A 25,697-nucleotide genomic window follows, 5' to 3' on the forward strand; every position below is an offset into this window, starting at 1 on the left:
GTTTCAAAGAACCTAGTTTTTTTGAAATCTCAGAGTTTAACCGAGTGACTTCTTTAAGATCCTGGTTGAGACGGTTGCCGATGTCTTCTCTTTGATTCCTGGTGCTTCGCATGCTTCCCTGCCAACGAAATATTTCGGGGTATGTATTTTTAAATAGAACATTGAACTCATTCAAATCGTTTAGTTCGGCTAACTCGTTCAGTGTTTCATACTTTTCCTTTATCATGGGCAGGCTTTCTTTGAATTTCTGAAACCCGCGTGTCCTGAGACTATCTTGTTCTGTAATAGATTGGGATAACTGCTTGCGTGCATCATTGAGGGCTTTAAAGTTTTCGCCTAAATCTTCACTCAGGCTGGAATCGATAGTTTTTTGGCTCAAAGATTTTATCTTTTGCCTGACTTTTGTTTCTTCCTGCAAAAGCTCTCTCATTTTTATCATGGCTTTGTGTTCATCCAGGTATTTTGAATCTTTATCTAACAAATCCTGTATAGCGGCAACATCTTTAATCAGTTCATCAAAGAAACTTTTGATCGAAAATTCAAATTGCCTGGCTTGATCGGCACGTAGTTTTTGGTTTATTTCTGAGGTATTTTCGATAACTTGTTTTTGCTTTTTTTCCAATGACTCAAGTTTGGTTATAGATTCATCAATTTGCTCCATGACCTGGTTGTCTACTAATGAATCCATAGAGGAGCTAGCCTGGTCTAACTGGTTTGAAAGTTCTCTCAGATCTTCAGCAACCTTTTTGAGTTGTTCCAGCGCTTCATCAATTTTTCCCTGATTAGCAAGGTCCTTGATTTTTTCCAACGAAGCCATAGTATCTTCCAGGTTCATGCTCTTGTAGGATTTAGAGTTGAGAAACTCATCCGGTGTTGTCTGGTTCTGTCGGGAGAGTTTATCCATCATCTTCTGCAAGGTTTGCTGAATCTTGCTCAGCTTGGAATTGAGTTGATTGGAAGTGAGAGGTGATTTTTTATCACGAATATTTTCAAACTCTTCCCGCAGGGCTTCGGTTAATTGGGAAAGCTGGTCCTCAAGATCCATGACCTGTTCCATTTTCTGCCGGTTGGTCATTTTAATCAGATATAAAATATCCTGCTCCAGATGAGCGACCATTCTGTTATTAAGAACCGCAACTGAACCCGCATTGAAACCGGCAGGTGTTGGTTTTAAGATCGTGCCCTGTATTTTGTTAATGGTATTTATCTGATCTTCACGGATGGCTGTCAAACCTTTGATGATACTTGTTAAAAGCGTGAGGTAGGGGCGTGGGAAGTTGTCAAAGTCTTTAGCCTGGTCCCTTATACGCTGGGCAAGACCGATGATATCTATCAGTGCGTCTGAATGTGAAGAGAGAAGTTTTTTCCCAGAAAGCGGGTCGGTTGTCGTGGTTTTAAGAATTTCTCCTTCAACAAGGCCGTTTGCCAGCAGGGCAATCATCTTTTCTGATAACTCTTCCTGGAGACGCACAAGGTTTTCCTGCTCTTTTCTACTATCAAAAATAACGAAACTATAAATTTCTGACTGGCCTGAGTTGGGACCGGTGACATTATCGTTATCTTTGACTTCCAGGAAGTATTGAACTTCATCACCAGGGTGCAAACTTTCCAGGGACAGGTTCCAGGAAAAGCTTCCCGTTGAATCCTTTTCCGGTTGTTTGAAGCGTTTAATGCTTTTCGTCAATGTGTCATTGTTGATTTGGGCGATCAGATCAATTTTGCTGATTCCAAAATCATCGTGGGATTCATAATACATCTGCACAGTGTCGGTTTCATAATAGACAGGTTTGGGGTTGGATGGAAACAGAATCACCTGGGGTGATTTATCCTGATCAAGCTCAATGGAATGTTTCTCTTTCAAAAGAACTTTTTCGCCATTGGGAGAAGTTATCCTGAATTGATAATGTCCTTTTTCCCGCACCATGAAAGACCCTTTCAATTTTTTCAATTCCGTTACATCCATCAGAAAGTGGTCGCGGTTGTTCACTACTAATTCTGCTTCTTTTATTGGCAGGTTACTGTTACCGGTTATTTGTACTTCGGTGCCAGGGAGAGCTTTGAGTGGGCCTTTGGCCAAAATTTCTCTTTTCAGACTTGTGTATGAAGGATATTCCAACTTTAGCATCAGGTCGCTTATATGATAATCGGTTTGTTGGTTTGTTAATTGCGGGGCTTTTTTATTTTCTTTCGGGGTAACCTGAGCCAACTTTTGCGGATCTGATAAAACCTTGAAGTCGGGCAATAATGCTGTGGCCAGGATTAAGGCAACAAGGGTAACCAGAAAAAGGTTGCGCGCTGGAACAGCCCTTTGGCCACTGACTACTGATTCCGGGTCGATGTTCTGAATTTCAGATTGAGTGCGTTGGAGCTGCTCTCGAATGAAAGATAGAGAAAAGGTTTTATCTTGTGAGCTGGTCAAATGACGTTCCAATTGAACGGCATTGATCAGTGAATTATTCAATTCAGGATATTTTGCTTCAGTCAGGAGGGCGGCACGATCTTTGTCTATTCTGGATAGCCTGCAGGAAGAGTATAGTCCCAAGCCCAGTAATATTATGATTAGTCCGCACCAACCGTATTTCAAAAATGGGGATTGAAAAAAAGAAAATAGTCCGCTTATAAGAACATAACCGGCGATAATGGTAAATATGGAATAGGTGGCCTGAATGAATAGGACCCTGTTCCATTTAATCTTAACCCGGTTGAGAAAGTGGTGGATTTTTGAAGAGGTTTCCATAAGCGCTGGTAATAATTCTTTGCTCTTCTAGTTTATTACAGCCCTGTTACGAATCCCAATGAATAAAGTGGGCTGAAGTCAATGCGGCTTAAAACCGTATTTTATCAGGCCCCTTTGTCTTTATTGCGCAGGGATTCAAACAGGTCAAACGGTATTGGGATATAAGTATGCGTTCCCTCACCATTAGAAAGGTCAAGCAGTGTTTGAAAGAACCGAAGCTGTAGTGCCGGCGGATGGGTCCCGATAAGATCTGCGGCATCACAGGTTTTCTGTGCTGCTTCAAACTCACCCTGGGCATTGATGACTTTGGCCCTTCTTTCCCGCTCAGCTTCTGCCTGTTTTGCTAAGGCGCGTTGCATTTCCTGGGGCAGGTCTACATTTTTAACTTCTACATTGGCGACTTTAACTCCCCAGGGTTCAGTTTGTTCATCAATGACTTTTTGCAGGTGAATGTTGATCTCTTCGCGATTGGACAGCAGGTCGTCAAGAGTGCTTTGTCCTAAAATACTGCGCAAGGTTGTTTGAGAAAGTTGGGAAGTTGCATACAGGTAATCCTCCACCTCAATAATAGCTTTTTGGGCATCGACAACCCGAAAGTAAATTACAGCATTCACCTTTACGGTTACATTGTCTTTTGTGATGATATCTTGTGGTGGAACATCCATCACCACGGTGCGGAGGCTGACTTTGACCATTTTCTGCACTCCGGGCACTACAATAATGATTCCAGGTCCTTTGACTTTCCAGAATCTTCCAAACAGGAAAATAACCCCCCTTTCATATTCACGCAAAATCTTGAACATGCTGAAAACCAGTAGGGCGAGTATTACTAACGGTGTCATTAGAAAGTCCATAACGGGTCTCCTGATAAATTGGATGGCTCTAATTATGATAACAATTTTTGCGGGCCAAGTCCGGGTTTATATTAGACTTTAACGATGTTAGTATGGGTGTATGTTACGTTTTCTAAATCGTTCTGCGTTAACCCTTGCAGCTTTGTTTTGTATGGTGTGCTCTTCAGAGGCACAACCCCTGTCGGTCTCCATACAGAACCAGGTGGATGATGCTGGCAATGTTAAGCTGGAATTAACCTTGAAGAATTCAGGTGCCGAACCTGTTTATCATGTTCACCCGATGTTTCATTTCCACCACTCGATGTCAATGATGACGAAAATTATGCGTCTGGATCCGGGGCAGAGCATAACCCTGGAAAACGACAAACATCCACCTGTGATGAGGGTTGGCAGGTATCCCCTGACTGCAATGGTGGAATATTGGCTGGAACCCGATGGCGGGACAAAACAGTCGATTCTGGTCACTGACTCATTTTTTTTCAAGGAGCCTGTGGTATCTGAAGTGGATGGGAGCCTGAAATCCAAGACAGATATGGATTCCTCCATATTGAAAGTGTTTCTTCAAAATCGTTCAGAGTCCCTCAAAAATATAAGGATGATGCTTTTACTGCCCCCTGGCATAGAAGCGCAGGACTTTTCGGGAATAGTGGGATTTACCATGCGAGGAGGCGAATCAAGGGAGTTTGACATTCGAGTTTTTCGCCGGGAAAATCAAGAGCAGGATCGTTTTCCCGTACGCTTGATGATAGAATATGGTGAAATGCTTAAGCATTATTCAGAGGAAATTAATGGTTCGGTGAGATTTTCTCCGGTTTGGTATTCCGTAAAATATTTTCCGCATATTACTGCTTTGGTGATTATGGTCCTGGTTCTTTTGGGCTATTCTTACAGAGTTTATAACCAAAAATAGAAAGGATAGTTTTATGACACAAGCGACAGCTAGGCATATCCTGGTTAAGTCCAAAGAAGCCTGTGAAGATTTGAAAAAGAAAATTGAGGGTGGGGCGGATTTTGGAGATATGGCCAAGGAGCACTCTGAATGCCCTTCAGGAAGAGATGGGGGCAACCTCGGTTCTTTTGGCCCTGGCCAGATGGTTCCCGAGTTTGATACGGTTGTGTTTAATGAAGAAGTGGGTGCTGTCCACGGTCCCGTGCAGACTTCGTTTGGGTATCACCTGATCGAGATCACCAGCCGAAGTTAGGAGGAAGCTATGGAATTGGCCACTTTTGGCGCGGGTTGTTTCTGGGGTGTGGAACTGGCTTTTCAAAAGACAAAAGGTGTGACATCCACTTCTGTAGGTTATACGGGTGGGACCACAAAAAACCCCACTTATGAAGACGTCTGTACAGGGCGCACCGGTCATGCAGAAGTGGTCCATATGGAGTTTGATCCCAATATCATCTCTTTTGATGAATTGCTTGAAGTGCTATGGACCTGTCACGATCCGACGACATTAAATCGGCAAGGTCCGGATATAGGCACCCAGTATCGTTCCGCGATTTTTTTTCACTCACCGGAACAGGAAGTCTCTGCGAAAGCTTCAAGAGATAAAGCGGACCAATCGGGGCGCTTCAATGCTCCAATTGTTACGGAGATTACTCCTGCTTCAGAATATTATATTGCTGAAGACTACCACCAGAAATATCTCGAAAAACGAGGTATGGGTAGCTGCCATTAGAGATTAACGTCTATACTTTGTTTGAATGTTAATGTTTTGCCTGGGAGATATTTTATGAAATGCATTTCTATTTTTACTCTTGCATGCATTATTGGTTTTTTTCCTGTTTCGACTTTTGCTGAAGATTCATTCTATGAGCCCGTCCCGGCCATGAAATATCCATCCGATAATAAATGGTCCAAGGACAAGGAAGAACTGGGGAAAATGCTTTATTTTGATCCCCGGCTTTCCGGCAGCAACTGGATCAGTTGTGCCACATGTCATAATCCCGCATTAGGCTGGAGTGATGGATTGCCTCGAACCATTGGTCATGGCCAGAAAGAACTGGGCCGACATTCTCCCACAGTGATCAACAGTGGTTATTTTGCAGTGCAGATGTGGGATGGACGTAAAAAGACATTGGAAGATCAGGCTTCAGGACCCATTGGTGCGGCGGGTGAGATGAACCAGGATTATGATGAGCTGATTCGGGAATTGCAGGCGATTCCCGGTTACGTCGCTCATTTTGACAAGGTTTTTGGCAAGGATTCCATCACTATAGATAATGTTGCCAGGGCGATTGCCACCTTTGAACGTTCGGTGGTTTCGAAAAACGCGCCCTATGACAAATACTGGGCGGGAGATAAGACCGCGATGTCTGCTTCCGCAATAAACGGGATGAACCTGTTTTTTGGCAAGGCCAAGTGCTCCATTTGCCATAACGGCCCGGTGTTTACCGACAGCGGATTCCATAATATTGGTGTCAAACCTGCTGGTCCCCTGAAAGTTGACCTGGGAAGATATAATGAAAGCAAAGATGACTTCGATAAAGGAGCATTCAAAACTCCGGGTTTGCGGAGCATCACAAGGTCGGCTCCTTATATGCATAATGGGACTGAATCAACACTTGAAGAAGTTGTCGATTTTTATAATCGGGGTGGGGATGTGAAAGAAAATATCAGCCCTTTTATAACTCCGTTGGGATTAAAAGATCAGGAAAAAAAGGATCTGGTTGAATTCTTGAAAGCTTTGGATGGGGAACCCATTCTTGTTACACTTCCAATCCTTCCCTGATTTTTAAAAAATTTGATTAAGGCCCCGGTTAACCGTGGCCTTTTTTTGTAGTAGAAATACGACAACTTTTTTAAGAGTACTACCTTTCTAGGATTGAGTGCGGTAGTATTTGAAGAGACTGACAGCTAAGGTGAACCAGCCTATCATAAAGCTGAGTCCCCCCAGGGGAGTGATGGGACCAAAAAAACGCGGTCCATCAAATGTAAGAACGTAAAGACTGCCACAGAATAATAAAATGCCCACGCTGATCCACTGGGCAGAGCGTTTTAGTTTTGCGCTTATATCTTCACTCAGAACCAGCATCAGGATTCCAACTGCGATCAAGCCGAGGGCGTGATAGCCGAGGTAATCAGTAGCGGTGTGGAAGGTGGCGAGTTTCTTTTCAGTCAACCGGGCTTTTAAAGAATGTGCTCCAAACGCACCAAGCATGACACTCAATCCGGCAAGTCCTGCACCAAAAGAAATCCAACTGAGTCCTGATTGTTTATCACCGATTGAAGTCTTATCATTATCTTCCATAAAATTTCACCCTGTATTAGGCCGAGATAACCTTTTTCTTTGCAAGAGAAAGCTATTGCCATTTGCCGGCAGCGTTACGCCGCTAACCGACAATGTTATATCGTCTCGCCCGGTACTTCACCTCGAACTCACTATTTACAATATTTTCGCATTGAGCTTCATCCACGTTTTTCTGGTGCGTGACAATAGTAGCCTGCACTTCTGGGATATATTTTTTAGCCTCGGCAATAAAGTCTTTGATCTTGTCATAGATTCCGTTTCGGAACATCGGTAGCGGCTGACAGATTTCGTCATAAGCTTCCGAGGTATCTGTATTGAGGCTTACTGAAACTTCATCGATCAAACCTGAAAGTTCAGGGAGTATATTGCGTTTATTGATGACGTTTCCATGTCCATTGGTGTTCAGCCTCACACGTCCACCGGCATCTTTTATTTTTTTTGCAACTTCCTTGATGACATTCAGTCTTAATGTCGGCTCACCAAATCCGCAAAAAACTATCTCGTCGTAATTTTTAACATCGTCGATCGATTCCCAGACTTCTTTTGCTGTGGGTTCCCGATCCAGTTTAAGGTTATAGCCTTGTACTACAGGCCGGGTCAACCGGGTGCAGAACACGCAATCTGCTGTGCAACGTTGCGTCAGGTTCAGGTAAAGGGAGTTGCGGATTTTATATGAAACGGTACCGGTTTTAGCATTATCGCCAATGCCGAAAAGCTCGAAGAAGTTGAGGGCCATGGTGCGTTGTACATCCTCAATTTTCAATCCGCGAATTTCTGCAAGTTTTTCTGCGGTGTAGTTCACATAAGCAGGTTCGTTGCGTTTGCCTCTGTGCGGAACAGGAGTCAGGTAAGGACAGTCGGTTTCCGCGAACAGTCGGTCCGCCGGAACAGTTTTTGCCACATCCCTCAGGGCTTCGGCTTTCTTAAAAGTTACTGAACCTGAAAAGGAGATATAAAAGCCCATTTCAAGAGCTTTATCGGCCAGATGCTGATCACCAGAAAAACAGTGGAAAATTCCTGAGTGCCCTGTAGGGTCTTTCGGGTAAAACTCTGACAATATGGCGATGATGTCTTCACTGGCATCCCGGCTATGCACGATGATCGGCTTGTTCATTTTCCGGGCAAGTTCTATCTGCTTGCGAAAATGGATTCGTTGTACATCCTGAGGGGAATAGTTTTTGAAATAGTCCAGTCCTATCTCGCCCAGGGCGATGACTTTTGGATGCAGTAATAATTGTCGCAGGTGGGCGTAGGTTTCGTTGTCAATTGACTTGACATCGTGAGGATGAACACCTGCGGTTGCATAAATGAAGTCATACTGTTCCGACAGCTCCATGGAGCGGTAGCTGCTTTCAACATCGCAACCGATATTGATCATATATTGTACGCCGTTCTCGCGTGCGCGTTCTATAACCGCTTCGCGATCTTCGTCATAACTGTCGACATCAATATGCGCGTGGGTATCAATGATCATTTTACCTGGATTCCTTGAGCGGGTTCCTCATCGAATCCTGCCAGCAGAATTTTTCCGTCGTTGCTTGCCGCCAGAACCATGCCCTGAGATTCGATGCCCATTAACTTTGCAGGCTTCAGGTTGGCTACGATGATAACTGTTCGTCCAATGAGATTTTCCGGTTCGTAGCTTTCAGCTATTCCAGCCAGTACCTGCCGGGTCTCATTGCCGATATCAATTTTTAGTTGAATGAGTTTTTTCGATTTTTTAACTTTTTCCGCTTCGAGTATTTTCCCTGTTCGAAGATCGACCTTCATGAACTCATCGATAGTTATTTGATTCTCTGTCTCTTTCTTTTCAGCTTTTGGTTCGGCGAGTTCAGCGAGAATTTTTTCGGCCTGTTTGTCTTCGATTCTTGGAAATAATTGTTTTGCTTTCTGTGTCTGACCACCCGGTTTTAACCCGCCCCATTCGTTAACGGATTTCATATCTTGTTCTTCTGCTGAATCTTCAATCCCCAATTGTTTGATGAGAGAGTTCATGCTCTCCGGCATGAACGGACTCAACAAAACTCCCAGGATTCGGAGAGACTCTGCAGAGTTATACATCACGGTTTTTAACCGTTCTTTACCCTCATCTGTTTTTGCCAGATTCCATGGTCCTGTTTTGTCGATGTATTGATTGGTGGTGTCTACCAGTTCCCAGATTTTTTGAAGGATTTTGTTGTAGGCCAGTTCGTTATAGAGCTTGCGTACTTCGTCAACAACTTCTGTGGCTTTTTCTTTTAGTGGAGCATCTTCAGAGCCTTCAGTGGCAGGGCTGGGGATGACACTACCGCAATATTTTTTCATCATATTGACGGTTCGGTTTAACAGGTTTCCAAGATTGTTAGCCAGGTCGCTGTTAAGCCTTCCTATGAGTGCTTTATGTGAAAAGTCTCCGTCCAGCCCAAAAGGAACTTCACGAAGAAGGAAATAGCGGATGACATCTACACCAAACGTGTCAATCAGCTTGTTTGGTTCAACCACATTGAATAAAGACTTGGACATCTTTTGTCCATTCACCGTCCACCAACCGTGCGCGAAAATGTTTTTGGGGGGTTCCAGTCCGATCGCTTTCAGCATGGTGGACCAATACACAGCGTGCGTGGTGAGAATATCTTTACCAACCATATTGTGGTCTGCAGGCCAGAAGCCGGATGCCTTGATGTCGTCCAATGAGCCATGGATGGAAATATAGTTAATCAACGCATCAAACCATACGTAGGTAACATATTCCTCGTCGAAGGGGAGGGGGATTCCCCAGGGTAGCCGCGACTTGGGGCGCGAGATACATAAGTCTTCAAGCGGTTTATCGAGAAAACCGAGCACTTCATTTTTTCGTGATGCCGGCAGGATAAAATGCGGGTCACTTTTAATCCTGTCAACCAGCCATTGCTGGTAGTTACCCATTCGAAAAAAATAATTATGTTCTTTGATTTTGTCGACTTTGCGTCTGCACTCCGGGCAGTTATTTTCTGCCAGGTCTTTTTCGGTCCAGAACCGTTCGCAGGGAGTGCAGTACCATCCTTCATAACTATCCCTGTAAATTTCATCCCTGGAATGAAGATCCTGAAGAATGTCACGAACCAGTTTTTTATGTCTTTCTTCGGTGGTGCGAATGAAGTCGCTATTAGAGATATTCAGCCGTACCCAGAGCTCTTTGAATCGCTGGTGTAGTTTGTCTACATGTTCCTGGGGTTCCACCCCTAAATCAGTGGCGGCTTGCTGAACTTTTTGGCCATGCTCATCTGTTCCTGTCAAAAAAAAGACTTCATAGCCCTCCAGGCGTTTATACCTTGCAACAACATCTGCTGCGATGGTTGTGTATGCATGGCCTATATGAGGGACATCATTAACGTAATAAATTGGAGTGGTGATATAAAATTTGTTTTGTGACATGAAATGGTTTTTCAGCTTCAGGGTTTTTGAGAGTTTTTTGAATCCTGATTTTTTGGCAGTTCGTCTAGAGAATAGGTCATTACGTTTTCATCTTCCAGTAAAACCACGACACGTTGTTCCAGTATTTCAACTTTGAGGACACGTCCTGGTCCTTCCGGTGTATTGATATGACTGTTTATCTTGGGAAGGTTTTTGATCAAACCCTTGTAATTATCGTGTTCATATTGCAGGCAACACATCAAACGTCCGCATACTCCGGATATCTTGCTTGGGTTCAGAGCCATCCCCTGGTTCTTAGCCATTTTAATAGTCACAGGTGTGAAATCAGGGAGCCAGGTGGAACAACAAAGAGTTTCACCACAAACTCCATAGCCTCCTATAACCCTGGCTTCGTCACGCACTCCCACCTGCTTCATCTCAATGCGGTGTCGCAAGTTGGCTGCAAGGTCGCGAATCAATTGGCGAAAGTCTACCCTTCCTTCAGCAGTAAAAAAGAAAATTGTTTTATTCATATGTGGTTGATGCACCACTCTGCTAAGGTTCATAGGCAGTTCCAGCTCTGAGATTTTTGCCAGGCAAAGGGACTTGGCTTTTTCCTCTACCTGCTTCCGCCTGTTTTCCGCTTGATAATCGTTATCATTGGCAATGCGTAATACTCTGTTCTCCTGGCTGTCTTTGCGAAAATTCAAAACCTTGTTTGAGGCCACCACACCCATTTTCAAACCCTGGGAGGTATTGACCATTACAGTCATTCCGACTTTGAGTTTCAGGCTTCCCGGGTCATAAAGTTCTGATTTGATCTGGTCAATAATGCGTATTCCAATCACAAACTTTGGCGGTTGCCTGGAAGAAGAGCTCTCGGGTTTATCTTTAACGGCAGTGTTCATAAGTTCTATGCAGCCTCACAAAAGTTGATGAGCATATTTTCAAGAAACAACTGAGCATTGGCGTTGCCAGACAAAGCTTTCTGGGTATTGCGGACAGCTTTGAATCGATCTGCCCACCCTTTTGAACTGCAGGTTTGCGCTATTGGGATCATCCTTGCTGATAAGTCCCTGTTTTGGATATCTGCCTGGCCACATCCGGAGCGGTAAAGGGCCAAGTCCCTTATCAATCCCAACAACTCATCTAAAACAGCCTGGAGTTTTTCTGTATTCTTGGCCCAGGCTTTGGCAAAGGAGAAGACAATATCCATCCGGTCGAAAGATACTTTTTCAAGAACTTCGAGTAATTGTTCCCGCAGGTGTTCAACCTCGGCGATATCTTCAGACAGCGCTCGTTTAACGCTTCCTTGTGAACGTTGGACACGAAAATCAGTTTCAGTTTCTGAAAATGATTCCCCATCTTCCTGAAGTTGAGACTGAATGATCGTTCTAATATCTGATGAAGACAGGCGGTGAAATTGTACTCCCTGGCATCTGGAGATCAGGGTTGGCAATAATCTGCTGGGGTTTGCAGAGATGAGTATCAAAACCGTTGAAGAGGGTGGTTCCTCCAGGGTTTTTAAAAACGAGTTCATGGCCTGTGTGTTCATAAGTTCAGCGGAATCGATCACTACAACTTTTGTTTTCCCCTCATAGGGCATATAGGATAATTTTTTTTGTAGATCTCGAATGGTTTCTATTTTAATAGCCGCTTCCCTTGCAGTTGGGGTGGTTTTTGTCGGCTCAAGATAGAAAAAATCCGGATGAATTTCTCGAGCAATTTTTTCACAAGAATCGCATTCATCACAAGAGTCTAATGGGCCTTTAGTTTTGCAATTAAGTGCCTTTGCCAAAGTATTGGCCAGCATTTTTTTTCCAACGCTATCCGGCCCATAAAACAAATAGGCGTGTGCAACACTGTTGTTTTGGAGTGCATTGGTCAGTATTTTTTTTGGCTGGGACTGGCCCAGAATCGACTTGAATGACATGGCAATAAATATCGACCCACCAATTCTTCAAAAATGGCGAGAAGATATGGGGAAGGTATTCTTGTTTGAAGTTTCTGTTTACACCTTAACCTGATATGGCGGAATAGCCACAAACCCTTAAAGGAGTTGGGATTATCTAAATCTAATCAAATCATATCTTAATACAGGGGCTCGTGGGTGTAAATTAAAAAGGATCTTGGGATAAAGGTTTTATTGCAAATTTTTCGCCTTAGCTTAACCGAAGAAAATAGCGCATGATTTGCCTTTGTATTTTTTCTCATTCTTTTATCTTGGTATATATTGAAATGAAAGATCAATTGAGGTTATAATCCCCACCGATTTTGTTACAATAACCAAATCGCATCGCTACTTTGTAATAGGATGATTCATGGCTACCAAGGAAAAAGCCAAGCGTAACGTACAAAGAAAACGTAAACCCAAGATACTTGCTGTCATTAACGATGCTTGTACTGGTTGTGGGGGGGCGCCCATCTGCATTACGGAATGTCCCGTTGACTCTTGTATGTTTGAAGTTGAGAACCCGGATGCTCCGGCTTTCAACCGTGTTCATGTTGATCCCTTGTTATGCATTGGGTGTAAAAAGTGTATAAGTAAGGGGCCGATGGATACTTTCCTTGAGGGTTGCCCCTGGGATGCGATAGATATGATTCCTCTCGACGCTTATGAGACTGAATACGGAACCCTTCCTTATTAAAAACTAATCCTACTTTAAATATCAGGGTGAAAAGGGCGCTTTATTTAAGGTGCGTAGTACACATCTTCATAATAAAAAATGTACCTCAATCAGACTGGGTGTTTAATTTGATAGAATTTAAGTATATTAATCAATGATTTAGAGTGATTATACGTAAAAAATAATTTTTTGGACAACTTTATAGCGTTGAGGTATGATAAGCCCGATTTCCTGCTAGTTCCTCCCAAGCATTAAATTAATGAGTAAAAACAACGGCTTCCGGCAAGGTATGCAGATTGCGTTCAGATTGGGAACTGAACTGACGGTGGCCACATTGATCGGCGCACTTTTGGGTTATGGTGTCGATCATTTTTTGAATACGAGGCCTTGGGGATTGGCGATCGGGGTTATATTTGGTGGAGCTGCCGGGTCATTGAACGTTTACCGGGCTGCCATGTCGCTAAGTAATGAAGAAGATTTGGATGATCACGACAAGAATAACTCCTGAATTTGGTTGGATTTAAAATATGGAAAGTCCGTTACATCATTTTGAAGTTCATAACATTATTCCTATACATATAGGTGGGTTGGATCTATCTATCAGTAATGCTGTTGTGGCGATGTGGGTGGGTTTAGCTGTCATTGCCGGGAGTTTCATGCTGGTGGTGAATCGGGGAGTCTCTCCCATACCGGGTAAATTGCAGAGCATATTGGAAATTGCCCTTGAGTTTATAAGGGATCTGGTTTTTGAATTTATCGGTGAAGAAGAAGGCCGTAAATATGTCCCATTTATTGCCAGTTTGTTCCTGTTTATTCTGGCATGCAATCTGATCGGTCTCATTCCAGGTTCATACACCATTACCAGTCAACTGGCTGTAACCGGGGCTTTTGCCATTGGTATTTTTATTCTTACCCTTATAATCGGGTTTAGTAAACACGGTGCGCATTTCCTGGGTATCCTTGTGCCGCCTGGGGTTCCTAAAATTATGGTGCCGTTAATGGTTCCTATCGAAATTATCAGTATGCTGGCAAGGCCTATTTCTCTGGCTGTGCGCTTATTCGCCAATATGACAGCAGGGCACACTGTTCTTGCAGTTTTGTTTGGGTTAGCCATGACAGGGCCATTGTGGCTGGGCTGGTTGCCATTTGGATTCACAATTATCATTAACGGCTTGGAAATCGCTATTGCGTTTATTCAGGCTTATATCTTCACAACGCTGACATGTGTATATATTGGCGATGTGATCAAGTTGCATTAATTTTTTGACAAATACTTAGGAGGAAAGAATGGGTTCAGAAGCTGCTGCATTAATTGGAATGGGATTGTGTGCCGCCGGTTTTTTCGGAGCCGCTTTGGGGATCGCGTATATATTTGCGAAAACCATTGAGACGGTTGGGCGTCAGCCTAACGCAGAGGCCCGGGTAGCAAAGTATTGCTGGATCGGTTTTGCGCTGGTAGAAGCGATCGCGCTGTACGCTCTGGTTATTGCCTTTATCATTATGCCGTAAAGGGGCTGAAAGCTTTCGCTGGTAAATGGCTTTTTGTGGGTAAGCATTCTCCCTTCTAGCCGTTGCTCTTTGGTCCCTCGCCAGGTGGCTGGGTACCACCCCCCTTGAATGGACGAATTTTTTTTAAGGATTGGATATGCCTCAATTTGAACAGGTGTCTGTTTTTGGCTCACTGATTTTCTGGTCGGTGATCTCTTTTGCTCTTTTATTTTTTCTTCTCAAAAGATTTGCGTTTCCTCCAATTCTGGAGGCGATTGAGATGCGGGAGAAAAAAATCCGCACTGATATTGAAGATTCAGAGAAACTGAAAGAAGAAGCGCAAAAAATAAAACAGGAGTTGGAGGAAACTCTAAAAGCCGCGCATGGCAAGGCCGAAACGATTGTGCAACTGGCCCATGATGAGGCCAAGAAGGCTCAGGAAAAAAGTCTTCAGGAAACCGAAGCTAAAGTCCGTCAGATTCAAAAAGACGCCGAGCAGGAAGTTCAAAGCTCACGCAATAAGCTTCTCCAGGAAATTCGCAGTTACACAGCTGCTTTGACAATTGCTTCTACAGAGAAGTTTCTGAAAAAAGCTTTGAATGAAGACGATAAGAAAAGGCTTGTGGAAGAATCCATAGAACAGGTGGTTCAGGAGTTGGAAAAACGTCAGAGAAACTGACTTTGACAAATAAGGTAAAACGATGCTTGAAAATCAGGTAGGAAAAAGATATGCCGAGGCCCTTTCCGGGAATATTTCCGATACAGGTACATTGGAAAAGGCTCTCGAAAATTTGAGGTCTTTCAATGAGGCCATGTTTACGGAGCCTGAATTGGCCCGTTTTTTTGAGCATCCTTCCATTTCATCGGAAAAGAAACAAAATGTGGTTAAGGAGATTTGCGACCGCCTGGAGGTAGATGAAAAAGTAACAAACATGATGACTTTGCTCAATGAGCGGGGCAAGGTTTTGTTTCTGGGCAAGATTGTTGAGTACTTTGAACAAGTAGTAGACCGCCGTTTGAACCAGACACGTGTCCAGGTCACTTCGGCTCATCCTTTGACTACTGAAAACATTGACCGGTTAAAAACCGCTCTCAATAAAATTTTAGGAAAAACTATTTTGATCGATACCGAGGTGGATGAGTCGCTGATAGGCGGCATCATGTTGCGCATCGGCGACCAAGTGGCGGATGACACCATTCGTAACCGTTTGGAGATCTTAAAACGAACGATAGAAAAAGAGGAGGTAGCCTAAGTGAATTTACGAGCCGATGAAATCAGTTCCTTGATTCAAAAGCAGATTGAAGGCTTTGAAGAAGGGATCGAGCTCAAGGAAACCGGACGGGTGATTTCTGTGGGCGACGGAATCGCGCGTATTTATGGTCTTGGAGAAGCCATGTCGGGTGAACTTCTGGAATTTCCCGGTGGTTTGGCGGGTATGGTCCTCAACCTTGAGGAAGACAATGTCGGAGCGGTTTTGCTCGGGCGTGATGAAGATATTAAGGAAGGAGATGAGGTAAAGCGAACCGGCCGTATCATGGAAGTTCCTATTGGCCCTGAGCTGGTTGGGCGGGTTGTGGATGGCTTGGGACAGCCTATTGACGGGAAAGGACCTGTTAAAACCGAAAAGTTTGGACCGATTGAAAGGGTTGCACCCGGTGTTATTGACAGGAAATCGGTTCATGAACCTATGCAAACAGGTATTAAAGCTATCGATGGCATGATTCCTGTTGGCAGGGGACAACGGGAATTGATCATTGGTGACCGCCAGACAGGCAAAACCGCCGTTGCCATTGATACCATTATCAATCAAAAAGGTCAGAACATGTTCTGCATCTATGTGGCGGTGGGGCAGAAACGCTCTACGGTTGCACGGGTGGTGAAATCATTGGAACAACATGGTGCGATGGAATATACCATTGTGGTTTCCGCATCAGCCAGTGACCCGGCTCCCATGCAGTTTATCGCTCCGTATGCAGGATGTGCCATGGGTGAGTATTTCCGGGATAACGGGCAACACTGCCTGATTGTTTATGATGATCTTAGTAAGCAGGCAGCCGCTTACAGACAATTATCGCTTTTATTAAGACGACCTCCGGGACGTGAAGCTTATCCCGGTGATGTATTCTTTCTGCACTCCAGATTGCTGGAGCGGTCCGCAAAAGTCAGTGATGAACTGGGTGCCGGGTCCATGACCGCCTTGCCGATTATTGAGACTCAGGCGGGTGACGTATCTGCGTACATTCCGACCAACGTAATTTCCATTACAGATGGTCAGATTTTCCTGGAAACAGACCTATTTTATTCTGGCGTGCGTCCCGCTATCAACGTTGGTTTGTCAGTCTCTCGTGTTGGTGGCGCGGCACAAATCAAGGGAATGAAGCAGGTTGCAGGTCAGCTGCGTCTTGATCTTGCGCAGTACCGTGAAATGGCCGCCTTCGCACAGTTTGGAAGTGACTTGGATGCAGCGACACAGGCACAACTTAACCGTGGTGAACGACTGGTGGAATTGCTCAAGCAGGATCAATATAAACCCTTGAGCGCAGTTCAACAGATCGTTTCCATATTCTCGGGTGTTCGTGGGCTGATCGATGATATTCCTGTCGCTGATGTCAAAAAGTTCGAAAATGGTCTTCTCAACTTTATGGAAGACAAGCATCAGGCGCTTTTGAATAAAATTGAAGAAGCCAAGAAACTTGATGATGACTCAGAGGCACAGTTAAAAGCAGCTATTGAGGAATTCAAGGGACTTTTTAAAAGTTAATCAATGCCAAATTTAAAAGAGATTAAACGACGCATTCGCAGCGTAAAAAATACGCAGCAGATTACCAAGGCCATGAAGCTGGTCTCGGCTTCCAAGTTGCGTAAGGCTCAGCAAGCGATTCTTGAAGCCCGGCCTTATGCCATTAAAATGATGGATGTGCTCAACCATCTTGCGGCACGCTGTAATAGTGATCTGCATCCTTTGCTGGATGTGCGCGACGGTAACCATCACTTATACCTTGTCATCACATCGGATAAGGGCTTGTGTGGCGGCTTTAACGCCAACATCATTCGTAAAACATCCCAGCATCTTGAGAACAACGCGCAGAATGACAACTCACTGATCATTGCTGGTAAAAAAGGCAATGATGTTTTTCGAAACCGGCAGGTAAATATTTCTGAGGAAATCATTGGCTGGACGAAAAAGTTTGATTATTTGAAAGCTCAGGAGATTGGCGAAAACCTTGCCAGTCAATTTTCCGGTAAAAAGGTTGATAAAGTCTTTATGGTCTATAACGAGTTTAAATCCGTGATGCAACAAGAGGTTATAGTGGAGCAATTGTTGCCCATTGTTCCAGAAAACCTTGAACATAAAGATGACACATTTGTAGTGGATTATATTTACGAGCCTGATGAAGAAGCAATTCTTGATGAACTGCTCAAACGTTATATGACTGTAGAAGTTTACCGGGCGTTTCTGGAGTCCAGTGCAAGTGAGCATGGCGCACGAATGACCGCCATGGACAGCGCAACACGTAACGCCGGTGAAATGATAGGTTCATTAACCCTTACTTATAATCAGGCTCGGCAGGCATACATCACTAAAGAATTGATAGAAATCGTAAATGGCGCTGAAGCCCTGAAGGGCTGATGGTGTTGAAGATATTGAATCTAATGGAGACGAAGGAATGAACAAGGGAAAAATCATCCAAGTCATGGGACCCGTTGTAGACGTGAGTTTTGAAGACGGTGTTTTGCCTGAACTTTATAACGCGGTCAAAATCGAACGTCCTGGTGAAGGCGGCGAGAATGAAACTCTGGTTTGTGAAGTGGCGCAACACCTTGGTGATAATGCTGTCCGCTCTGTAGCCATGCATTCTACTGATGGATTGGTTCGAGGTATGGAAGTTATCGATAGTGGTGCTCCTATCACTGTTCCTGTTGGAGAAGAAGTTCTCGGGCGAATTCTAAATGTTGTGGGTGACCCGGTAGATAAGAAGCCTCCCGTAGAGTCAAAAGCCAATTGGAGCATTCACCGTGATGCCCCTGCTTTCGAAGAGCAGGACACTAAAATGGAAATGCTTGAAACCGGAATTAAAGTTATCGACTTATTGGAGCCTTACCTAAAGGGTGGAAAAACTGGCCTGTTTGGTGGCGCGGGTGTGGGCAAGACTGTTTTGATCATGGAATTGATCCGTAATATTGGTGCCGAGCATGGTGGTTTCTCTGTGTTTGCAGGAGTGGGTGAGCGAACCCGTGAAGGTAATGACCTCTATCACGAGATGGTGGAGTCGGACGTTATCGACAAGACGGCTTTGATTTATGGACAAATGACGGAACCTCCGGGAGCGCGTATGCGTGTGGGACTTACCGGACTGACATGTGCTGAATATTTTCGTGATGAAGGGGGTAAGGACGTTCTGCTCTTTATCGATAATGTTTTCCGTTTTTCACAGGCCGGCTCTGAAGTATCCGCGTTATTGGGACGTATTCCTTCGGCGGTAGGTTATCAGCCTACGCTGGCAACCGAAATGGGCAATATGCAGGAGCGCATTACATCTACCAAAAAAGGATCGATCACCTCGGTTCAGGCGATTTATGTTCCTGCTGATGACTTAACAGACCCCGCCCCAGCAACTACTTTCTCACATTTGGATGCGACGACTGTATTGAACCGTAGAATTTCTGAGTTGGGCATTTACCCTGCTGTGGATCCGCTGGACTCGACTTCACGAATTCTGGACCCTGAAGTGTTGGGTGATGATCATTACAACACTGCTCGAGGAGTGCAACAAGTCTTGCAGCGTTATAAAGATTTGCAGGATATCATTGCAATTCTGGGTATGGATGAGCTTTCAGAAGAAGACAAGCAGGTGGTTTCCCGTGCAAGAAAAATCCAAAAATATTTATCACAACCATTCTTCGTTGCTGAAGTCTTTACCGGGTCACCGGGAAAATATGTAAAAGTACAAGATACGATTGAAGGTTTCAAGCACATCCTTGAAGGGCGTGGTGATGATATTTCTGAACAAGCTTTTTATATGGTGGGAACCTTGGATGAAGTACACGCAAAACAGAAAGAATTGGATAAAAAATCAGCATGAGCCAGAAACTAATACTTAGCATTGTAACTCCTGAAAAACATCTTGTAGCGGAAGAGGTAGATCAAGTCAATGCTCCAGGTACTGAGGGCGACTTGGGTATTCTTTATGATCACGCACCCATTCTTACTAATCTTCGTTCAGGACAGTTGTCTTATGAAAAAGATGGTGAGAAGACTGCTCTGATTGTCAGTGGTGGTTACTTAGAAGTGACGGATAATAGAGTGACTATTTTAGCTGAAACGGGCGAATTTTTACATGAAATTGATCGTGAGCGCGCTGAACGTGCACACGCAGATGCAGAAAAACTTTTAGACCAGTCCGATCTTTCCGAAGAAGAGTTCATTGAAGCACAGAAAAAACTATTCCGTGCTGTTGCGCGTCTTGAACACTTCGATAATAATTAGTTCCTTACATTTTAGGCGTTTCCTAAAGTAGTTTACTTTCCGGCTTATAGCTTCTTAAAGATCAGAATACCTCATTAAAAATCTTTATCTTTATGTATTTTATTTTAATAAAGTTTAGTTGGGTGAATCAGGTTCTAAATTTGTGAACTTCGAAGTGGCTTTGAATTGATATTCAGGATATTCATATACTGGCATTCGAGGTTCTGTTCTCCCAATAGAATACCCCCAAATACTAGTGTATTCTGAGACATCTTCACCCATTTCTTCAAGATTCTTTAGGTATTCACTAATAGATTTGGATTCAATGATAATCACTTTCCCCATTTTATTGATAATGGGGCTGTGTAGTCTATTTGCGTCATGCTCGAATTCCAAAATTCGCCGGCCATAACGCGTAATTCCAATGACTCTAAATGATAAGCTTTTTCCTATGCCTGGTAAATTGAGGATATTCCGGTCGGTAGATAGAAACGGCAAATTAGCCGAGCACCTTAACTTCTCTATATTCTTCACCATATTTTCAGCTTCAAGTGAAAATTGGTGGATTTTTGATTTAGTTTTTTCAGGGAGCAGACCAAAAACCTTTTCTTCCATTTGTTCTTGAACAGCCCGCGCATTGGTGGCAAAGTTATGTTGGTTCTCCATATATCCTTTTGTGGAAAAAGTGTAGTATCCAAGCACTCCGATTTTATTCAAGATTTTTCTGAGTTTGGCAGTATGGCCTCTTCGTGAAGATGCCGTGGTCAATACATGTTGGTTGGTTAAAGTCCATCCCGCGGAAATAAGTTTTCTGATTCCTTCCCGGGCTTCAGGGGTTACTTCCATCGGGCATTCAAAATGAGTTTGTACGAAGAATTGTGTGATACCGATTTTGGATGCCTTGGATTTGAATTCGGCCAGAATTTTGACAAGTTTATTGGTGATTCGTTGAGGAATATAGACCGGAAGGCGCGTTCCCAGCCTGACCCGAACGATCTCGGCATATTTGTCGCCCTCATTCCTTGATTTATTTGCCTCTTTTTTCCGGGTGGCCATTTGATAAATAGCCTCCAATACCTCATGAAGAGACTTATCCGAACTCATCAAGGCATCACCGCCGGTAATTAAAATATCCCGAAGCTGTGAATCGTTTTCAAAATAATCCATCAGACACTTCAGTTTTTCAGGCCAGGTTTTCTTAGGTTGAAGTTTATTCAAATCAAAATTAAGACGACCACTTTGAAAATCGTACATTCTTTGACAGGATTGGCATAAACCCCCACAGGCTCTGCCTACAGTATCCGGGATCAAAATAGCGACTTCGGGGTAACGCCTATGAACGTTGTTGTGTGTGGGCAATAACCAACCGGCCGCGTTAGGTTTTCCAGGTTCAACTTTGTCTTCTTTCTCCCAAGCCACGATATTGCCGAATTCTTCGACAAGTTGTTTGCTATAAATTACATAATCCCTAATGGCCAAATCCGCTCCAATGGCAAAGTATGGGGCCTTGATATGGAGTAAAGATAAGTAGTAAGGGTTTACAAAAAATGGTACCCCCGCGTTTTTTGCGCTTTTTAAAATTTGCATTGTGTCCGGGTCGAGCGAGTATCCAAGCATTTCATTCAACAGGCCGGGAGAACGTATGGCAAAGTTGAGATGAAAATGGCTGTCATTCCACCATTTCATTGCGGTTGAATATTTCTCTTCTGGTGACAGACCTGGTTCAAACTTGAAACTTCTACTGGAAATTTCGCCATTTTCCATTTTGGCAATTATAATTTTAAGTATTCGCTCCTTATTTTCTTCCCTCAATTGGACGATTCGAGAATCAAGGCCGGAAGGCCATCGATCCATCCACTTCTCAATCATGTTTCTGGTTGGAGGTTGATGAGCCATTTCTCCCCTCAGTTGCCTGAATAAATAAATCATGTCTTCAAAAAAATAAGGTTTAGCTCCTCCGATCCCATGTCTCGCTGCCAGCCAAACCATCTTGATGGGGTTATTGATAGCAATTTCACCTCTTAAATTTAAGTCTTCAAATTCCCTTCCCGCGTTATTGATATAGTCCAGTAACCTTATTGATGCATAATCCGGCCATTTGATAGACTCGAACGTTTTTCTATCAACATATTCCTTTTTATAAAAATCTAGTGCTTCAGGGTTTTCTTCAAGAACTCCCATGATCCAGTTTCTAACTTCCTCAAGCGCTTCAATTTCATTTTTTGTTTTTTTCATTATTTTATCTAAATCGGGATTTTCCTGAAGGAGTTGTTTGAGCAGGTTATGTGATTTGGGATCTATGGAGATTTTATCCAACTCTTGGTTGCTTGGAGAGATATCATCACATCTTTTCATAGAAATGGTGGTCGTTTGCAACATGGTTTTCCTCGTTTTCATTTTTACGAGGGAGCATGATAGAAAATACCCGCACCCAATTCATCAGGACTATAAAATCTAATAAATTTAAGTGATCAAGAAAAGCGGATATGTAAAACAGGCTTATCTATAAGATTATAAAATTTTCATTTTATTCCCTCTCTATAGATAAATATGACCCTGCTTTTAATTCCAATAGAAAAATAATATTTTGAAATTACTCATCCTCAAAATAAATATTGGTTTGCAATTAATCTTTTAAAAGCTAAGGATAAAATATGAAGAAGGCCAAACCCCATACGGTGGAGGTATGGAGAAATAAACTTTAAATCAGGCGGTTTTTTTCATGAGGTGGCTGAAAGAGTGATACAACTTTTGCATCGCCAGCGGTGACAGTACCGTCGTGAATGCGATGACGATGACCATGCCTGCATAAATCTCGTTGCTGAAGATTCCACTTTCTCTACCCAGTTCGGCGAAGATGAGTCCCACCTCACCGCGGGGGACCATGGCAGTGCCAATGATCCAGCGGATCGGCAACGATTCCTTAATAAACCAGGGGCCGACCAGTTTGCCGACCACTGCCACGATCAAAAGCACCATGGAAAAGACCCAGATGAAAGGAGAACTCCAGTCGATCTCGCGCAGGTTTAAGGATATTCCCACAATAACAAAGAAAATCGGCGTGAACAGGTGGATAATGGATTTCATTTCTGTTTCTATGCGCTCGGCGAAATTAGGGTCTGCATGCAATGCAACACCAAAAGGCAGAAAGAAACGACGGGATAGAGCCAGTCCTGCTGCGAAACCTCCGAGCAACTCCGGTGCGCCCATAAAGTGAGCCAGCCAGGCGAAGAGTAGGACCAGAGAAACGATGGTTGTGGGAATCAATCCAGGAATTTCGGTGGTCTTGTTGACATGCTTGATGACAGAGGACATTAGCTTGGCCGCCATGGGAGCCAGAAAAAAGAAAACCCCCACGAACGATATGACCTTTCCAGTATTGACCAGGGTTACTCCTCCACCAATGGAAAACTCGTATAGCAATGCTAGCAGAATGACACCCATCACATCATCCAGAATAGAGGCCCCCAGTATTATCTGGCCTTCATGGGAGTGATGGCGTTTGAGATCTGTGAGCACCCGGGCGGTGATCCCAATGCTTGTCGCTGTGAGGGTCCCTCCGATAAACAGAGATTCCAGTAATTCGAGATTGAATATCCAATATCCTAAGCTGAACCCGAGCAAAAGCGGCACAGCAAATCCACCCAGGGCTACGATTAACGATTTGCGACTCGACCGCGCCAGTTGGTGGAAGTCGCTTCCCAATCCCACTTCGAATAAAAGCAGGATGATGCCGATCTCAGCCATGAGCCGAATTGCATCAATGGGTTCGACCCAGTCCAGCAGGCTTGGTCCCAGGGCCACTCCTGCTAGTAACTCCCCGATGACTGCGGGTCCTTTACACCTGACGGTCAACTCAGCAAAGACGCGTGCCGTCAGAAGGATGGTCAGGAGGATAAGAAAAAAGTCGTGGACATGCATGGATGCTCCGAAATTATTTAAATCGCTACGTTGTAAGACAAGATTATTGTTGAAATTATTTCATAATAATACTCTTTCTTTCCGCTCAACAGATAAAGCTAAGAACCTAAGAGACTTATAGTCGCCATTTAAGCTCTAGCAAACTTTCTTGAACGTAAGACCCAGCTTTATGAGAAAGTGCTACTGTTAGACGCATCGGGCGATACGTCAGGAAGTAGGGAATAATTATTTTTAAATAATATCTTATATAAAGAAGACAAAAATCATCTGTTTGAATATAACGTTTTTTTAAAGTTTTTTGTTTAAGGAGGTTTTTTATGAATAGTATTTATGAGCACATGAGTTCGCCTGTCTTATTTATAGGTTCAGAATTAAAGGCGAAGGATGGAATTGCAAAAATGATTAAAAATAATATTTCTTCCTTACTAGTAAAAAAAAATGGGAAGTATGTCGGTATATTAACAAAAACAGACTGGGTTGATATGGTTATTAAAGAGGTATGTGACCCAAATACAGTGAAGGTGTCGGAAACAATGGTCAATCCAATTATTAAAATTGATATGAATGAAACAATGGCGAAAGCAAGTAGTCTATTTGAAGAACGTTATATACGTCATTTGGCAGTCACTAGAAACGATGAGATTGTTGGAATATTGTCAGTAAAGGACTTAGAAAAATACTATTGTCAACTACACGACAAAGTTGGTATTGCCCATTATTAGGTTTAAGAAATTTAGAGGTGTTTTATGAGTTTTCGATTAATAGGTAAAAATATTGAACTAACAGATGGGATAAGAAACCACTTAATTAATAAAATAAGCAAAGTCATGAAAAATACGAAACCAGGTGCTAACTTGCGTTTATCCATTTGTCTACTGAAAAATCGCCATATAGTCACGCTATTTTGAAGCAAAATAGAGTGACTATGTTTGCAGTAGATGAGGCTAAAGGCTTTTATACATCTGCGGATAATGTTCTAAAAAAATTTGAGAAAAATTAAAAAACACAAAGCACGTGCTCAAAATATCAAAAGACAATTGCCCAAAAAAATTCAACACTCCTCATTATAGTTTCTTAATGATCATCATATCTCATTAAAAAATCTTTATCTGTATGTATTTTATTTTTATAAGATTTTAATGGAAACCCGCCGATCCGAATTTCTATATATTGGCAAGGATGATAGTTAAGAAACCGAATGCTCTGTTAGCAATTTAATGCATAGAGTTTTACAGCGGACTTCCTTTAAAATATTAAATAATGTCAGATACTATTTACAGAAATTTGTTTGTCGTAGGCTTCTATATGATCATTTAAATATTTAGCAATACCTCCCCGCAATAAGACCATGCATATTGAATGTCAATTGTTTGATATTTTCCCCGCTTTATTAAATAGTAAGTAGCGAGCTGATTACGTTTGATAGAACTACTGAAAAAATTATTTTGAATTAGGACAACAATCTTCTTGGCAATTAGGGTGTGGATGATTACCGTTTAGTTCTTTGCTACCATTTGATAAGGAAAAAAAAATAAAAAACAAGTTATAAAACATAATCATTATTGAAACAGCAGTAAGACCTGAAAATAAAATAAATAAAATTGTATCTCTATAACCCGCTAAAGAAGTACCCACCAAACCTAATAAACCTAAATTATGTAAATAGAAATGGAGTTTGACGCCATTTGGCCATGGTATTTGACGAGATGCAAAACGGGGAAGCACATGATATGAAACGCCTGCAATCATCATGACCATAAAGCCTAATAAGTTTATGTGTATATGAGCAAAACTAAATTGAGTTTTAATAACTGGGTTAAAACTTATCCCTACACCAAAAGAAACACCGATTATCAAATAAACGAGTGAAGTTTTAATAAATAGTTTTGGGTATTGATCCAAAAGCTACTCCTTTGGTTAATAGTTAACGTAGCTTTGATTTATAATAGTGGCAAATATATTCTTATGAATTAACCTTT

The 25,697-nt window shown here is 42.9% G+C and carries 24 protein-coding genes and 1 pseudogene (1 of these 25 running past the window's edge); 15 read left to right on the forward strand and 10 right to left on the reverse strand.

All coding sequences use genetic code 11. The features are described from left to right. Together F3741_05040 and F3741_05045 are read right to left on the reverse strand one after the other, a co-directional pair. Nucleotides 1-2,737: pseudogene (locus tag F3741_05040) on the reverse strand (hypothetical protein) (it extends 191 nt beyond the left edge of the window). A 104-nt stretch (nt 2,738-2,841) separates the two neighbouring features. Further along, nucleotides 2,842-3,591 (reverse strand): slipin family protein, encoded by a 750-nt coding sequence (locus F3741_05045; protein MZG30169.1) that lies wholly within the window; start codon nt 3,589-3,591, stop codon nt 2,842-2,844. A gap of 100 nt (nt 3,592-3,691) precedes the next feature. Between F3741_05045 and F3741_05050 the strand changes: the two genes are divergently transcribed. From F3741_05050 to F3741_05065, 4 genes are read left to right on the forward strand one after another with little or no spacing between them, the layout of a single operon-like run. Beyond that, the gene (locus F3741_05050; protein MZG30170.1) at nt 3,692-4,501 is read left to right on the forward strand and encodes a hypothetical protein; all 810 of its coding nucleotides are present in this window, start codon (nt 3,692-3,694) and stop codon (nt 4,499-4,501) included. A gap of 13 nt (nt 4,502-4,514) precedes the next feature. After that, nucleotides 4,515-4,793: a peptidylprolyl isomerase gene (locus tag F3741_05055; protein MZG30171.1), complete on the forward strand. Its 279-nt coding sequence runs from the start codon at nt 4,515-4,517 to the stop codon at nt 4,791-4,793. Between the two features lie 9 nt (nt 4,794-4,802). Beyond that, nucleotides 4,803-5,270 (forward strand): peptide-methionine (S)-S-oxide reductase MsrA, encoded by a 468-nt coding sequence (gene msrA, locus F3741_05060; GenBank protein ID MZG30172.1) that lies wholly within the window; start codon nt 4,803-4,805, stop codon nt 5,268-5,270. 54 nt (nt 5,271-5,324) lie between these two features. Next, entirely contained in the window at nt 5,325-6,323 is a 999-nt protein-coding gene (locus F3741_05065) for a cytochrome-c peroxidase (GenBank protein MZG30173.1), read from the forward strand. Nucleotides 6,324-6,410: 87 nt separating this feature from the next. On the opposite strand, the gene F3741_05070 is transcribed toward F3741_05065, so the two are convergent. The 5 genes from F3741_05070 to holB form a co-directional block, all read right to left on the reverse strand. Next, entirely contained in the window at nt 6,411-6,842 is a 432-nt protein-coding gene (locus tag F3741_05070; protein ID MZG30174.1) for a DUF423 domain-containing protein, read from the reverse strand. Between the two features lie 82 nt (nt 6,843-6,924). Then, entirely contained in the window at nt 6,925-8,316 is a 1,392-nt protein-coding gene (locus F3741_05075; GenBank protein MZG30175.1) for a YchF/TatD family DNA exonuclease, read from the reverse strand. Further along, entirely contained in the window at nt 8,313-10,235 is a 1,923-nt protein-coding gene (gene metG, locus F3741_05080; GenBank protein MZG30176.1) for a methionine--tRNA ligase, read from the reverse strand. Before metG ends, F3741_05075 begins: the two co-directional genes overlap by 4 nt. Before the next feature lie 17 nt (nt 10,236-10,252). Next, entirely contained in the window at nt 10,253-11,122 is an 870-nt protein-coding gene (locus tag F3741_05085) for a sporulation protein (GenBank protein MZG30177.1), read from the reverse strand. 5 nt (nt 11,123-11,127) lie between these two features. Continuing rightward, complete coding sequence (gene holB, locus F3741_05090; GenBank protein ID MZG30178.1) at nt 11,128-12,147, reverse strand: DNA polymerase III subunit delta'; 1,020 nt, start codon at nt 12,145-12,147, stop codon at nt 11,128-11,130. Between the two features lie 388 nt (nt 12,148-12,535). Between holB and F3741_05095 the strand changes: the two genes are divergently transcribed. The 10 genes from F3741_05095 (at nt 12,536) to F3741_05140 (ending at nt 19,818) form a co-directional block, all read left to right on the forward strand. Continuing rightward, nucleotides 12,536-12,862 (forward strand): 4Fe-4S ferredoxin, encoded by a 327-nt coding sequence (locus F3741_05095; protein ID MZG30179.1) that lies wholly within the window; start codon nt 12,536-12,538, stop codon nt 12,860-12,862. A 238-nt stretch (nt 12,863-13,100) separates the two neighbouring features. Continuing rightward, nucleotides 13,101-13,349, forward strand: coding sequence for an ATP synthase subunit I (locus tag F3741_05100; protein ID MZG30180.1), 249 nt, complete (start codon nt 13,101-13,103; stop codon nt 13,347-13,349). Nucleotides 13,350-13,368: 19 nt separating this feature from the next. Beyond that, the gene (locus F3741_05105; GenBank protein MZG30181.1) at nt 13,369-14,100 is read left to right on the forward strand and encodes a F0F1 ATP synthase subunit A; all 732 of its coding nucleotides are present in this window, start codon (nt 13,369-13,371) and stop codon (nt 14,098-14,100) included. A gap of 28 nt (nt 14,101-14,128) precedes the next feature. Beyond that, nucleotides 14,129-14,350: an ATP synthase F0 subunit C gene (atpE, locus tag F3741_05110; GenBank protein MZG30182.1), complete on the forward strand. Its 222-nt coding sequence runs from the start codon at nt 14,129-14,131 to the stop codon at nt 14,348-14,350. A gap of 136 nt (nt 14,351-14,486) precedes the next feature. Next, nucleotides 14,487-15,008 (forward strand): F0F1 ATP synthase subunit B, encoded by a 522-nt coding sequence (atpF, locus tag F3741_05115; protein ID MZG30183.1) that lies wholly within the window; start codon nt 14,487-14,489, stop codon nt 15,006-15,008. 22 nt (nt 15,009-15,030) lie between these two features. Next, the gene (atpH, locus tag F3741_05120; protein ID MZG30184.1) at nt 15,031-15,582 is read left to right on the forward strand and encodes an ATP synthase F1 subunit delta; all 552 of its coding nucleotides are present in this window, start codon (nt 15,031-15,033) and stop codon (nt 15,580-15,582) included. Beyond that, entirely contained in the window at nt 15,583-17,091 is a 1,509-nt protein-coding gene (locus F3741_05125; protein ID MZG30185.1) for a F0F1 ATP synthase subunit alpha, read from the forward strand. 3 nt (nt 17,092-17,094) lie between these two features. Beyond that, the gene (gene atpG, locus F3741_05130; protein MZG30186.1) at nt 17,095-17,961 is read left to right on the forward strand and encodes an ATP synthase F1 subunit gamma; all 867 of its coding nucleotides are present in this window, start codon (nt 17,095-17,097) and stop codon (nt 17,959-17,961) included. Between the two features lie 37 nt (nt 17,962-17,998). Continuing rightward, on the forward strand, nt 17,999-19,414 hold the full coding sequence (gene atpD, locus F3741_05135; protein ID MZG30187.1) for a F0F1 ATP synthase subunit beta: 1,416 nt from the start codon (nt 17,999-18,001) through the stop codon (nt 19,412-19,414). Beyond that, nucleotides 19,411-19,818, forward strand: coding sequence for a F0F1 ATP synthase subunit epsilon (locus F3741_05140; protein ID MZG30188.1), 408 nt, complete (start codon nt 19,411-19,413; stop codon nt 19,816-19,818). Before atpD ends, F3741_05140 begins: the two co-directional genes overlap by 4 nt. A gap of 114 nt (nt 19,819-19,932) precedes the next feature. Here the strand turns inward: F3741_05140 and F3741_05145 are convergent, their stop codons facing one another. Further along, on the reverse strand, nt 19,933-22,176 hold the full coding sequence (locus F3741_05145; GenBank protein ID MZG30189.1) for a KamA family protein: 2,244 nt from the start codon (nt 22,174-22,176) through the stop codon (nt 19,933-19,935). Between the two features lie 327 nt (nt 22,177-22,503). After that, nucleotides 22,504-23,718 (reverse strand): cation:proton antiporter, encoded by a 1,215-nt coding sequence (locus F3741_05150; protein MZG30190.1) that lies wholly within the window; start codon nt 23,716-23,718, stop codon nt 22,504-22,506. 317 nt (nt 23,719-24,035) lie between these two features. Between F3741_05150 and F3741_05155 the strand changes: the two genes are divergently transcribed. Continuing rightward, complete coding sequence (locus F3741_05155) at nt 24,036-24,440, forward strand: CBS domain-containing protein (GenBank protein MZG30191.1); 405 nt, start codon at nt 24,036-24,038, stop codon at nt 24,438-24,440. 718 nt (nt 24,441-25,158) lie between these two features. Here the strand turns inward: F3741_05155 and F3741_05160 are convergent. Beyond that, entirely contained in the window at nt 25,159-25,620 is a 462-nt protein-coding gene (locus F3741_05160; GenBank protein MZG30192.1) for a hypothetical protein, read from the reverse strand. Nucleotides 25,621-25,697 lie beyond the last annotated feature (77 nt).

Source organism: Nitrospinota bacterium, from assembly GCA_009873635.1.
Lineage (GTDB): Bacteria > Nitrospinota > Nitrospinia > Nitrospinales > VA-1 > LS-NOB.

Coding starts and splice junctions, on each gene's coding strand:
- F3741_05155 (MZG30191.1), top strand. CDS start 24,036: ATGAATAGTATTTATGAGCACATGAGTTCGCCTGTCTTATTTATAGGT.
- F3741_05100 (MZG30180.1), top strand. CDS start 13,101: ATGAGTAAAAACAACGGCTTCCGGCAAGGTATGCAGATTGCGTTCAGA.
- F3741_05075 (MZG30175.1), bottom strand. CDS start 8,316: ATGATCATTGATACCCACGCGCATATTGATGTCGACAGTTATGACGAA.
- F3741_05140 (MZG30188.1), top strand. CDS start 19,411: ATGAGCCAGAAACTAATACTTAGCATTGTAACTCCTGAAAAACATCTT.
- F3741_05085 (MZG30177.1), bottom strand. CDS start 11,122: ATGAACACTGCCGTTAAAGATAAACCCGAGAGCTCTTCTTCCAGGCAA.
- atpF (MZG30183.1), top strand. CDS start 14,487: ATGCCTCAATTTGAACAGGTGTCTGTTTTTGGCTCACTGATTTTCTGG.
- F3741_05065 (MZG30173.1), top strand. CDS start 5,325: ATGAAATGCATTTCTATTTTTACTCTTGCATGCATTATTGGTTTTTTT.
- atpH (MZG30184.1), top strand. CDS start 15,031: ATGCTTGAAAATCAGGTAGGAAAAAGATATGCCGAGGCCCTTTCCGGG.
- F3741_05095 (MZG30179.1), top strand. CDS start 12,536: ATGGCTACCAAGGAAAAAGCCAAGCGTAACGTACAAAGAAAACGTAAA.
- metG (MZG30176.1), bottom strand. CDS start 10,235: ATGTCACAAAACAAATTTTATATCACCACTCCAATTTATTACGTTAAT.
- atpE (MZG30182.1), top strand. CDS start 14,129: ATGGGTTCAGAAGCTGCTGCATTAATTGGAATGGGATTGTGTGCCGCC.
- F3741_05055 (MZG30171.1), top strand. CDS start 4,515: ATGACACAAGCGACAGCTAGGCATATCCTGGTTAAGTCCAAAGAAGCC.
- F3741_05070 (MZG30174.1), bottom strand. CDS start 6,842: ATGGAAGATAATGATAAGACTTCAATCGGTGATAAACAATCAGGACTC.
- atpG (MZG30186.1), top strand. CDS start 17,095: ATGCCAAATTTAAAAGAGATTAAACGACGCATTCGCAGCGTAAAAAAT.
- F3741_05105 (MZG30181.1), top strand. CDS start 13,369: ATGGAAAGTCCGTTACATCATTTTGAAGTTCATAACATTATTCCTATA.
- F3741_05050 (MZG30170.1), top strand. CDS start 3,692: ATGTTACGTTTTCTAAATCGTTCTGCGTTAACCCTTGCAGCTTTGTTT.
- F3741_05145 (MZG30189.1), bottom strand. CDS start 22,176: ATGTTGCAAACGACCACCATTTCTATGAAAAGATGTGATGATATCTCT.
- holB (MZG30178.1), bottom strand. CDS start 12,147: ATGTCATTCAAGTCGATTCTGGGCCAGTCCCAGCCAAAAAAAATACTG.
- atpD (MZG30187.1), top strand. CDS start 17,999: ATGAACAAGGGAAAAATCATCCAAGTCATGGGACCCGTTGTAGACGTG.
- msrA (MZG30172.1), top strand. CDS start 4,803: ATGGAATTGGCCACTTTTGGCGCGGGTTGTTTCTGGGGTGTGGAACTG.
- F3741_05150 (MZG30190.1), bottom strand. CDS start 23,718: ATGCATGTCCACGACTTTTTTCTTATCCTCCTGACCATCCTTCTGACG.
- F3741_05045 (MZG30169.1), bottom strand. CDS start 3,591: ATGGACTTTCTAATGACACCGTTAGTAATACTCGCCCTACTGGTTTTC.